The sequence below is a fragment of the Fusibacter sp. genome (assembly GCF_057447755.1).
This window is the reverse complement of sequence record NZ_JBVBZF010000092.1, coordinates 1-12,049: the sequence shown is the minus strand read 5'-3', so window position 1 is coordinate 12,049 and position 12,049 is coordinate 1. Positions and strand designations below refer to the sequence as shown.

The following is a 12,049-nucleotide window of genomic DNA, read 5'->3' as shown; positions in this document are numbered from 1 at the left end:
TGGAATTGCAGACCCGCACACAGGACAAGTACTTGCTTGTGTCAATTTAAAATGGTACCATGTGCCACTTAAAGAAAAATTAGAAGCTCTTGTAAAAATTCCGGTTTTTATAGACAATGATGCAACTGTTGCTGGTGTTGCTGAGTTTCAGGTTTCTCAAAAAGGACGTTACAAAAATGCCGTTATGTTGACCCTGGGAACAGGTGTAGGCGGTGGTATCATCGTCGGTGGAGAAGTCGTATCAGGACACCATGGTATAGGCTCAGAAATTGGTCATATGATTATCGGTGATAACTTTTATGACTGTAACTGTGGTAGAAATGGCTGTCTTGAAACTTTTGCATCATCAACGGCGATCATAAAATATTCAAAGCATTTATTTGAAATGGGAGAAACCTCTGAATATATTCTTAATGCGACAAATGGTGATTTGAATAAGATTAACGGTCAAATCATCTTTGATGCTGCTAAAGCAGGTGATGGTCTGGCAAACAAGGTTGTTGACAGATTGGTGAAGTATTTAAGCCGTGGGATCATAAATGTTATTTGTATGATCGATCCAGAAATTATTGTACTCGGAGGTGGCATCTCGCACGCTGGTGATTTCTTGGTGGATAAAATCAATATCGCTTTAGAGGATCTTAAATATTTTAAGGATTCAGCACTTGCTAAAATTGAAATTGCAAAACTTAAAAATGATGCAGGGATTATCGGCGCTGCCATGTACGCTAAAATGCATCAATAGACCATAGTCAATTAAAGATTAACAATGTAAACTTAAACGATTAATGTCTAAAAATGGAGATGAAGAAATGAGTAAAATTAAATTTGACTATTCCAATAGTTTGACCAATGCACATGAGTATGATTATTTTAAACCACAAATATTAGCAGCTCATGAACTTTTGCATAGCGAAAAAGGTCCAGGTAATGATTTTGTAGGTTGGTTGCATTATCCTTCAAATTTCGACCAAGCTGAGTTTGCGCGTATTAAAGAAGCTGCAAAGACAATCAATCAAAAAGCGGATGTATTAATTGTAATCGGTATTGGTGGTTCTTATTTGGGCGCTAAAACGGTGATTGATGCCTTATCACATACCTTCTATAACGAACTTCCTAAGGAAAAAAGAAAAGGTGCTAAGATTTATTTTGCTGGAAATCATATCAGCGGCACTTATTTATCTGATTTACTTGAGATTATCGAATCTCAAGAGGTCTGTCTGAATGTGATTTCTAAGTCGGGTACGACAACAGAGCCAGCAATTGCCTTTAGAATATTAAAGAAGGCAATTGAAGCTAAATACGGTAAAGAGGGTGCTAGGGAGAGAATTTTTGCAACAACAGATGCAGAAAAAGGTGCCCTTAGAACGCTTGCCAATGAAGAAGGCTATGAAACTTTTGTGATTCCTTCTAATGTAGGTGGTAGATTCTCTGTGATCACGCCTGTAGGTTTATTGCCAATCGCAGTTGCTGGGATAGACATAGATGCCTTTATGCAAGGTGCAAAGGATGGCGAAATCGAGTTTTCTGAAGAAAACATCGATGAGAACCCATGTTATCAATATGCCCTTATGAGAAACGTCCTTTACAACAAAGGCAAGGCAATTGAGGTTTTAGTCAATTATGAACCCTCAATGGCATTTCTTGCAGAATGGTGGATGCAACTTTATGGTGAAAGTGAAGGCAAAGATGGAAAGGGATTATTCCCAACAAAAATGAATAACACAACAGATTTACATTCAATGGGACAAATGATTCAAGATGGTCCAAGAATCATGTTTGAAACCGTTGTAAGAGTAGACTCTGTAGAAAAAGATCTCGTACTTGAACTTGAAGATAAGGATTTAGATGGCCTTAACTATCTCGCTGGTAAAACCATGAGTTATGTTAATGAAAATGCATTCAAAGGGACACTTGAAGCACATATAGATGGTAATGTACCAAATCTAGTGGTGTCGATTCCTCAGAAGGATGCATATCATTTTGGTAAACTCTTATACTTCTTCATGAAGGCGTGTGGTGTGAGTGGTTATGTTTTAGGTGTTAATCCTTTTGATCAACCAGGTGTCGAAGCGTACAAAAAGAACATGTTTAGACTTTTGGGCAAGAAATAATGCCACTTTGAATTGGTCATAAATTACGACTTTATACGAATTAACGGATCGTCTGATCCGTTTTTTTTGTGTTTTTTTGGAATGCTATATTTACAGTGCAAATAACAGGTGGTACAATATATAGTGTTAACGGCCAAGAGAAATTACTAAATATTGTGCAAAGGTGGGAGAATAGACCTATGAAAGTTGTGAAAAGAGATGGAACTGTTGTCGATTTTGAAATCGGTAAAATTGTAAGAGCGATTGAAAAAGCAATGTTGGAGACAACAGTGGGTATAGATGAATCACTTTGTATCTCGATAGGAGATGCAATTTTGGAAGCATCATCTGGAAGAGAGCTTCCAATTTCGGTAGATGAGATTCAAGATTTAGTGGAAGATCTTTTAATGGAGAGTCCAAGGAAAGATGCTGCTAAAAAATATATCATTTATAGAAATGAGAAAGATAAAACAAGAGTATCAAGAAAAAAAGAAGATCATCGTCTTTTAACAGATGAATTTATCAGTAAATATAAGCACATGGATTCTCCAATGCAACAATTAGGGGACTTTGTTTACTATAGAACCTATTCAAGATGGTTGCCTGAAGAGAAAAGAAGAGAGTACTGGTGGGAAACTGTAAGAAGAGCTGTTGAGTACAATTGTAATATTGCACAGACCAACAGATCTGAGGCTGAAGAGTTATTTGATAATATTTTTCACCTAAGACAGTTTTTATCGGGAAGAACGTTTTGGGTAGGTGGTACACCTGTTGCAAAGCATTATCCAATGGCAAATTACAATTGTAGTTTCCAGATTATTAATTCATTTGATGCCTTCAAAGATATTTTCTATCTGTTGATGATTGGATCAGGTGTCGGCGTAAGAATTTTAAAGGAAGATGTATCGCTTTTACCAAAAGTGAGAACAGACTTTGAAGTCGTTCACAAAGACTACACGCCTCTTCCGAGATCTGAGCGTGAAGACAACACAAGTATGGAGTTCTTCTACAACAATACAGTAAAAATTACGATTGGAGACTCAAAAGAGGGTTGGGTTCAATCTCTAGACTTCTTCTTAAAGTTAATCCATACAAATGAGTATAGAAATATTAAAACCATCATTATCGACTACGATCATGTAAGACCAAAAGGTGAAAAATTAAAAACATTTGGCGGTACGGCAAGCGGTCACACTAGTCTTAAAAACATGTTCCATAAAATAGATCGTGTTATTAAGAAATTGGGCTTACTGCATGAAGCGAAAACAGTTAAGCTTAGACCTATTGACTGTTTAGACATTGCAAATATCATCGGTGAAAATGTTGTTGTTGGTGGTGTTAGAAGAACAGCTGAAATCGTATTAGTGGACGCAGATGACAAAGAATGTATCGAAGCTAAATCAAATCTATACACAATGGAAGATGGTAAGTGGGTCGTAAATGAAGAAATCCTTCATAGACAAATGAGTAACAATTCTATTTACTATAGAGAAAAACCGAGTCGCGAAATGATCAAATGGCAACTTGAAAAGATGAGATATTCAGGTGAACCAGGTTGGGTAAATGAAGTTGCTGGTGCTAAACGTAGAGAAAACTTCAATGGTGTAAATCCATGTGGTGAGATCCTTCTTGATAGTAAAGGGCTTTGTAACTTAACGACCATCAACGTATTTGCATTTGTTGATGGGGATAAGCTAGATGTTCAAGGACTCTTAAAATCTCAAAGACTTTCTGCACGTTCTAGCTACAGAATGACATGTGTAGAACTTGAGTTACCACTTTGGAATAATGTTCAACAAAGAGACAAGCTACTCGGTTGCTCACTTACAGGCTGGCAAGATATGGTCAATGCAACAAACATGTCTAAAGAAGAGCAAGCATCATTGCTAAGAAAACTAAGAGATGTTGCTAAGAAGGAAGCAGAAGTTTATGCAGCAGAGCTTGGCGGAAGACCACCAATTCTTGTGACAACTGTTAAACCAGAAGGCACATTATCTCAATTACCAAGTGTTTCAAGTGGTGTTCATTACTCACACTCGCCTTACTTTATCAGACGTGTAAGAATCAACTCACATGATCCACTTGTGAAAGTGTGTGAAGAGCTTGGATATCCAGTATTCCCTGAGGTAGGACAAGATTGGGAAACTTGTACAACTAAAATTGTTGAGTTCCCTGTAAAATCACCTCTCGGAAAGACAAAATACGATGTGACAGCATTAGACCAGCTTGAAAACTACAAGCTTTTCATGGAGAACTATGTTGAGCACAATTGCTCAATCACAGTTCATGTAAGACCAGAAGAGTGGGAGTTGGTTGAAGAATGGGTGTATGATAACTGGGATGATACAGTGGCACTTTCTTTCTTACCACTTGATGACAGTTTTTATCAAATGTTGCCTTATGAGTCAATTGATGAAGCAGAATATAATAGAAGAGTGGCTGAGATGAAGCCTTTCAGACCTTCGTTGATTACGAAGTATGAAAAAGAAGAGATCAGCTTTGATATTGGTTCTGAAGGCTGTGAAACTGGCGCTTGTCCAGTAAGATAATTTTGCATCTTTTGAATTCTTATATAAAAAGGAACCCCAACGCTTATAATGCGTGGGGTTCCTTTTATTGCACACAAGAAAATTTATGCCAAAAGGAAATGTTCAGCCTCAAACAGCATAGGCGAAAACGGGTTTTGGTCTTAAATGATGATAGGCTATTAGTGGTTGTTTAGCTTTGAACCTAATCAATGAAGGGTTCAAATTTTACAAAAAAGTAATTAGACGCACTAAACTTTTTTCGTGTTTAGACTGCCTAAATGATTAAAAAAGATGTATCATAGAAATAGATTAGGAATTTAAGGAGGCAACCAAATGAATACGAAAGAAATCATGGAAATTGCATTGAAATTGGCAGGACTGGATGAAATGCCAAGTGATACATCGATAAATGTGGAGGGAGACGATATTAAGAAGATCCTCATCGGTATCGATATGGAGAACCCAGAGATCTTACTTGCAAAATCGTTAGGTTATGATTTAGTTGTAAGCCATCATCCTAAGGCAGATACATCTCAAATTGATTTTCATAAAGTTATGGTACGTCAAATCGATAAAATGGTGGAGTTTGGAGTCCCTATAAACAAAGCTCAAAAGGCACTCAATAAAAAAATGAACTCGGTAAATATTTCAAGTCATGTCGGCAATTATGACCGCGTTTCATCGTTTGCAAAATTAGCGGGTATGCCTTTTATGAATATTCATATGCCAGCAGACATGATTGGCGAAAGATTTGTGCAAAAGTATCTAGACGATGCTTTTGAAAGCAAGCCAAAGAAAACACTTGAAGATATAATTGAAGCATTAAATGAGCTTGATATATACAAAAATGCTTTGGCTTCGCCTGTAATCAGATGTGGTAATGCTGGTGATTATGCAGGTAAGATTGCCGTACTTTTTGCAGGCGGTACAAACGGTGGCGCTGATGTTTATAAAGCTTATTTTGAAGCAGGAGTAGGAACCATCGTTGCCATGCATGCGCCTGAAGATGTCATTAAAGCTGTGAAAGAGCAAAATATTGGCAATATTATTGTAGCAGGGCATATGCCAAGTGATTCTATTGGCTTAAATGCAATTATTAGTGCGTGGAAAGAGAAAGGCCTTGACGTCACAAAGATGTCTGGCATACTGTAATAACAATTTCAATCATTAATTTATAGAATGTGTCTCAAAATAAACTTTTTGTATATTTTGAGACTTTTTTTATGAATCTCAGAAGGATTTTTCGAAAGTTTATAGAATATTACAAATAATGCGAAAATTCGAATAAATCTGCATAATGAGAGGAGAAAGATTGTTATGAAGAATTACACGGTAGACAAAATTAGAAATGTTGCATTTTTAGGTCATGGGGGAAGTGGAAAAACAACTTTAACTGAAGCATTACTTTATACAACTAAAGTCACAAAGAGAATGGGAAAGGTTGATGATGGAAATACCGTATCGGATTATGATAAAGAAGAAATTAACCGTAAATTCAGTATTGGCGCTTCTATAGTACCGATTGAATGGCAGGATCATAAATATAATTTTATTGACACACCAGGTTACTTTGACTTTGTAGGAGATGTTTTTAGCGCTCTCAGGGTTTCGGGCGGAGCAGTTATTCTTATTGACGCATCTTCAGGAATAGAAGTAGGAACAGAAAAAGCATGGAATTTCACTGAAAAAAGAGAAATGCCAAAAGTAATTTTCATTAACAAGATGGATAAAGACAATGTTTCTTATGTAAAACTCATAAAAGATTTAAAAGATACATTTGGTAAAAAAATTGCACCCTTCTGCATCCCAATAGGAGAAGGAGAGACTTTTAACGGTTTTGTAAATGTAGTTGATCAAATTGGAAGAGTTTTTGATGGCACTGAATGTGTGGATGCCCCAATTCCGGAAGATATGCTTCCGCGTGTAAAACCGATTCGTGATATGTTAATTGAAGCAGTTGCTGAAAGCGATGAAGAACTCATGATGAAATACTTCGAAGGTGAAGAATTTACAACGGAAGAAATTCATGAGGGCCTTAGAAAAGGTGTTATAGCGGGTGAAATCGTACCAGTGCTTGTTGGTAGTGCTGAAAAGAGAATCGGTATTCATACTCTGATGAGCATGATTTTTGATTATATGCCAACGCCGCTTGATATGAAAGATGGCGTTTACAAGGGGATGGAGCCAGATACTGAACAGGAAATTGAAAGAAAGGTATCTGATAACGAACCACTTTCTGCCCTTGTATTCAAGACAATCGTAGACCCGTTTGTAGGCAAGATTTCTATATTTAAGGTTTACTCTGGCGTTATGAAGAAGGATTTAGAGGTTCTCAATGCCAATAAGGATGAAAAAGAGAAAATTGGTTCTTTATTCTTATTAAGAGGCAAAGAGCAACTTGAATGCGATAGAGTCGTTGCAGGTGACATTGGGGCAACAGCTAAACTACAGTATACTGAAACTGGTGATACACTTTGTGATAAGGATCATCCAATCAAGTACTTGGGAATAAACTTGCCTAAACCGGCTTTGTTCCTGGCAGTTGAGCCAAAGTCAAAGGGTGATGAGGAAAAGATCAATTCATCACTACATCGTCTGATAGATGAAGATCCATCTTTCTGTATCGAAAGAAATATTGAAACTAAACAAACCCTTATTGGTGGTCAAGGGACAATGCAAATTCAAGTCATTACTTCTAAGCTTAAAAACCTATTTGGTGTAGAGGTTGTACTTGAAGATCCTAAGGTAGCTTATCGTGAAACCATTAAAGGCGTTGCCACTGTTCAAGGAAAACATAAGAAACAATCAGGTGGCGCTGGTCAGTTTGGTGATATCCATGTGAAGTTTGAACCTGCAAGTGAGCCTTTTGTTTTCGAAGAAAAAATATTTGGTGGATCAGTACCACGCCAATATATTCCGGCAGTAGAAAAAGGTATTCAAGAATCTTGTGATAAGGGTATCTTGGCAGGCTTCCCGGTTGTTAATCTCAAGGCGACTTTACTTGACGGTTCATACCACCCTGTTGACTCTTCGGAGATGGCATTCAAACTCGCAGCACATCTTGCCTTTAAAAAAGGTATGGAAATGGCACAGCCCGTTCTACTTGAGCCAATGATGCATGTGGAAATCTATGTTCCAGATGAGTTCATGGGCGATATCATGGGTGACATGAACAGAAGACGTGGTAGAATTTTAGGTATGGAGCAAGATGAAATGGGCTACCAAAAAGTAATCGCTGAAGCGCCACAGTCAGAAATGTTTGTGTATGCGACGGATTTAAGATCTATGACTCAAGCAAGAGGCTGGTTCAGTATGAGGGTAGAACGTTATGAAGAAGTGCCTATGCAAATTGCAGTTAAAGTCATTGAACAAGCGAAGAAAGATCATGAAAAATAAAAACAGACACATTATAAATGTGCAAATAGAGAGAGAGAAATAGGATTAGGGAAATTTACAAATTAGAAAAACTGGCTTGCATCTTGTAAGCCAGTTTTTTAGTGTTTCCAAAAAGACCAATAGAATGATAAACTAGTATTAATATAAATGACCATTTTGTGATGTGGATAAGGTATTTGGGAGGCAGCAGATGTTTAAATATAATTTTGATGAAAATGCAAATGATGTCATCAATTTTGCCTTTGCAGAGGCAAGGGATCTTGGGCATAGGTTCGTGGGAACGGAGCATCTGATTTTAGGGTTGTCCATTATTAAAAATTCAAAAGTACATACGGTTTTTGATTATTATAAAATCACCACAGATGATCTGAGATTTGAGCTGGTCAAAATGATTGGCAAGGGTGATGTGAATACGGGGATAGAGGACTATACACCCAGGGCAAAAGCCTGTATTGAGAGAAGCTATCAGTATTCACTGGAAACCAACAGTGATGAAATTCTTCCTGAGCATATCCTCATGAGCATCATGCAAGACAAATACGCAATTGGCTATAAGGTGCTTACAAAATTGAGTCTTGATGTTCAAAAGATGCTGATGAACATTCTGGATGAGCCAGTAGAAAAAAATGGTCCAAAAATCATAAAGGGCAATTTGGCCTCTAAGCACCAAGTTAAATTAGTGGATTTTGAAGAAGCTTATGATATTGAAGCGCCAAATGTCATTAGCCGCGTGGGCATTAACTTAACTGAAGTCGCAAAAGATACACCCTATCAAGAAATTATAGGCAGAGATGATGAAATCAATCGATTGATTCAGATTCTAAGTCGTAAATCTAAAAATAACCCCTGTATTGTTGGCGAACCCGGAGTCGGAAAAACCGCTTTGGTTCATGGATTGGCCAATCGAATTGCATCTGGTAAAGTGCCTGATGGTCTTAAGGACAAAGAGATTATTTTAATCAATATCAGTCAGTTGGTCTCTGGCACCATGTATAGGGGGCAATTTGAGGAGCGCTTTAACGAGCTGATCGGCGCATTAAAAGATAATGACAAATACATTGCCTTTTTTGATGAGCTTCATAATCTGATAGGAGTAGGTGCTACTGGCGAGAAGTCAATGGATGCCATCAGCATGCTAAAGCCCTTACTAACCACTGGCGAAATTCAGTTAATTGGGGCGACCACCTATAGTGATTTTCAAAAGTACATTGAAGTGGATGAGGCGATGATGAGAAGGCTCATACCCTTAAAAATCGAAGAACCAACAGTGGATGAGGCTTTTACAATCCTTCAGTTTACAAAGCATCAATACGAGAAGCACCATGACGTCATCATAGCAGACGAAGCCATAAATGCAGCCATCAGACTCTCGCAGCGTTATATTACAGATCGTAGGTTACCTGATAAGGCAATCGATATTATAGATGAGGCGTGCTCAAAGAAAAGAATTGAAAATTTGAAGACGATTGAGATATTGGATGAACTGAGATATCGTTTACAATTGCTTAAAGAGCACAAGGAAGAAGCTATTCTGGACATGGATTTTGAAAATGCCTCAAAGCTTCAAACTGAAGAAAAAAGAATTTTGTCACATATAGAGAAAAATGAAAATGCAAAACACTTGATGCAATCAAGAAAATTGACTATATCAGTGGAAGATGTTGAACAGGCTATTTCGGAGTGGACCAATATTCCGGTTACTAAGCTTCAGACACACGAGCGAGAGAAGCTCAGACAATTGGATGCTTTACTTGGAGAAAAAGTGCTAGGACAGGAACAAGCCATTTTGACAGTTTCAAATGCCCTTAAAAGATCAAGACTTGGCATCAAAGATGAGAAAAAACCTGTGGGCACCTTTTTATTTGTTGGTCCGACAGGTGTTGGTAAGACTGAATTATCTAAGGCCATTGCAGATGTTTTCTATGGTGATGTCAATAATTTGATAAAACTCGACATGTCAGAATACATGGAAAAGCATTCGGTGTCTAAACTCATCGGCTCGCCGCCAGGATATGAAGGCAATAAAGAGGGTGGCTTGCTGACAAACGCAGTCAAGAAGATGCCCTATAGTGTTATCGTCTTCGATGAGGTCGAAAAGGCAAATTTAGAAGTCTTAAATATTCTCTTGTCCATTATGGATGAGGGACAGATCAAAGACGGCCGTGGCAAGCAGGTTGATTTTAAGAATACCCTCTTGATTTTGACTTCCAATCTTGGCGTGGATGAACTGTCAGTAAAAACGGTTGGCTTTGGACAAAACACTTCAAAATCCATTGCAGCTGAACGTATAAGACAAGCTGCCAAAAAGTATTTCAAGCCCGAGTTTATCAATCGAATTGATGAAATAATCGTCTTTAATAGTCTTCAAATTCCTGAAATTGAGAAAATTGTGGAAAAGGAATTGATGGTCTTTAAACAGTTGATGAAAGCGCAGGGCGTAGAGATTGATTTTAATCAGCCTGTACTCAATTACATTGCAGAGACGAATTTTGATGAAACCTATGGTGCAAGGCCCATTAAACGTGCAGTGGATCGCATGGTGAAAGATGAAATTGCGGATTTAATGCTTAATGTTGAAACGCGATTGACGAAAATCGAAATCCATTTAGAGGATTCAAAATTGGTATTTAAGGCGAACTAGAGGAGGATAAATGTCTAAGGCAAAAACAAAATTTATATGTCAAAACTGTGGATACGTATCACCCAAATGGCTTGGCAAGTGCATAGAGTGTGGTGAATGGAACAGTTTTGTTGAAGATATTGAAGTAAAAGCGGCCAAATCAGCCAGTCTTAATATAAACAGTGAAGCCTTTCCACAAAAGCTAAAGGACATTGCTTATGATCACGAAAAACGCGTCTCTACTCGAATGAGAGAACTGGATATCGTCTTGGGGGGTGGCCTTGTTAATGGCTCATTGGTTTTAGTTGGCGGTGATCCAGGGATAGGGAAGTCGACACTTTTGCTTCAAGTGGCCAATAATTTATCTGTGGACCAAAAAATCGTACTCTATGTATCTGGTGAGGAGTCTATTAAGCAGACCAAGCTTAGGGCAGAACGCCTATCAATGGCCAATGAAGAACTTTACATCGTCGCAGAAAATAACATTGAACGCATCAAGTATCACGTAGAACAGCTTAAGCCTCATGTTTTGATTGTGGATTCTATTCAAACTGTGTTCAATCCAGAAATATCCAGTGCACCTGGAACGGTAAGTCAAGTAAGAGAAGCAACCAATCAGTTTATGAACATTGCCAAAAAATTTGGTGTAACCACCTTTATTGTGGGCCATGTCACAAAGCAAGGGGCTATTGCTGGACCTAAAATCCTTGAGCATATGGTGGATACTGTTCTCTATTTTGAAGGTGAAAGACAAAGTATCTTTAGAATTTTAAGGGCGGTGAAGAATCGATTTGGTTCAACCAATGAAATTGGTATATTTGAAATGACCAATATGGGCCTTATTGAAGTTGACAATCCTTCAAAGATATTCTTGACCAATTCATCAAAGAAGGAAGCAGGTTCTGTCATAATTCCGACCCTAGAGGGGACGAGAACCGTTTTAGTTGAGATCCAGTGTCTCGCATCACAAACCAATTTTAATATGCCTAGACGGATGGCTATCGGCATAGATTACAACAAGTTGGTATTGCTCACTGCCGTTCTTGAAAAAAAGGTGGGTATGACACTCTATAATCAAGATATTTACTTGAATGTCGTAGGTGGGATGTCTATTGACGAACCGGCTGCAGATCTTGCAGTTGTCATGGCAATTGCATCCAGCTTCAGAGAAATTTGCATTCCCAGTGATATGGTGATCTTTGGAGAAGTTGGACTAACAGGTGAGATTAGAAATGTCAATCAGGTACAGCAGCGCGTAAACGAAGCTGCAAAAATGGGCTTCAAAAAAGCCATTATTCCCAAGAGTAATTTAGAAGGCATTCAAAGGCCAGAGGGTTTCACAATCATTGGCATGCAACATATTGATGAAATGTTCAAATACTTCTTTTAAAACAAAACCCCCACAAATTGTG

7 protein-coding genes are annotated in these 12,049 nt (G+C 38.0%); all 7 read left to right on the top strand.

What is annotated here, in order from left to right; genetic code table 11:
- On the top strand, positions 1-745 hold a 745-nt coding region (locus AC220I_RS11685; RefSeq protein WP_486724013.1), incomplete at its 5' end, for an ROK family protein.
- Between the two features lie 67 nt (positions 746-812).
- Positions 813-2,114 carry a glucose-6-phosphate isomerase gene (locus AC220I_RS11680; protein WP_486724012.1) on the top strand — a complete coding sequence of 434 codons (1,302 nt, stop codon included), beginning with the start codon at positions 813-815 and terminating at the stop codon, positions 2,112-2,114.
- 179 nt (positions 2,115-2,293) lie between these two features.
- On the top strand, positions 2,294-4,642 hold the full coding sequence (nrdJ, locus tag AC220I_RS11675) for a ribonucleoside-triphosphate reductase, adenosylcobalamin-dependent (RefSeq protein ID WP_486724011.1): 2,349 nt from the start codon (positions 2,294-2,296) through the stop codon (positions 4,640-4,642).
- Between the two features lie 312 nt (positions 4,643-4,954).
- Positions 4,955-5,773: a hypothetical protein gene (locus AC220I_RS11670; protein ID WP_486724010.1), complete on the top strand. Its 819-nt coding sequence runs from the start codon at positions 4,955-4,957 to the stop codon at positions 5,771-5,773.
- 165 nt (positions 5,774-5,938) lie between these two features.
- Complete coding sequence (gene fusA, locus AC220I_RS11665) at positions 5,939-8,017, top strand: elongation factor G (RefSeq protein WP_486724009.1); 2,079 nt, start codon at positions 5,939-5,941, stop codon at positions 8,015-8,017.
- A 190-nt stretch (positions 8,018-8,207) separates the two neighbouring features.
- Positions 8,208-10,658 (top strand): ATP-dependent Clp protease ATP-binding subunit, encoded by a 2,451-nt coding sequence (locus AC220I_RS11660; protein WP_486724008.1) that lies wholly within the window; start codon positions 8,208-8,210, stop codon positions 10,656-10,658.
- Between the two features lie 10 nt (positions 10,659-10,668).
- Complete coding sequence (radA, locus tag AC220I_RS11655) at positions 10,669-12,027, top strand: DNA repair protein RadA (protein ID WP_486724007.1); 1,359 nt, start codon at positions 10,669-10,671, stop codon at positions 12,025-12,027.
- Positions 12,028-12,049 lie beyond the last annotated feature (22 nt).

Coding starts and splice junctions, on each gene's coding strand:
- AC220I_RS11680 (WP_486724012.1), top strand. CDS start 813: ATGAGTAAAATTAAATTTGACTATTCCAATAGTTTGACCAATGCACAT.
- nrdJ (WP_486724011.1), top strand. CDS start 2,294: ATGAAAGTTGTGAAAAGAGATGGAACTGTTGTCGATTTTGAAATCGGT.
- AC220I_RS11670 (WP_486724010.1), top strand. CDS start 4,955: ATGAATACGAAAGAAATCATGGAAATTGCATTGAAATTGGCAGGACTG.
- fusA (WP_486724009.1), top strand. CDS start 5,939: ATGAAGAATTACACGGTAGACAAAATTAGAAATGTTGCATTTTTAGGT.
- AC220I_RS11660 (WP_486724008.1), top strand. CDS start 8,208: ATGTTTAAATATAATTTTGATGAAAATGCAAATGATGTCATCAATTTT.
- radA (WP_486724007.1), top strand. CDS start 10,669: ATGTCTAAGGCAAAAACAAAATTTATATGTCAAAACTGTGGATACGTA.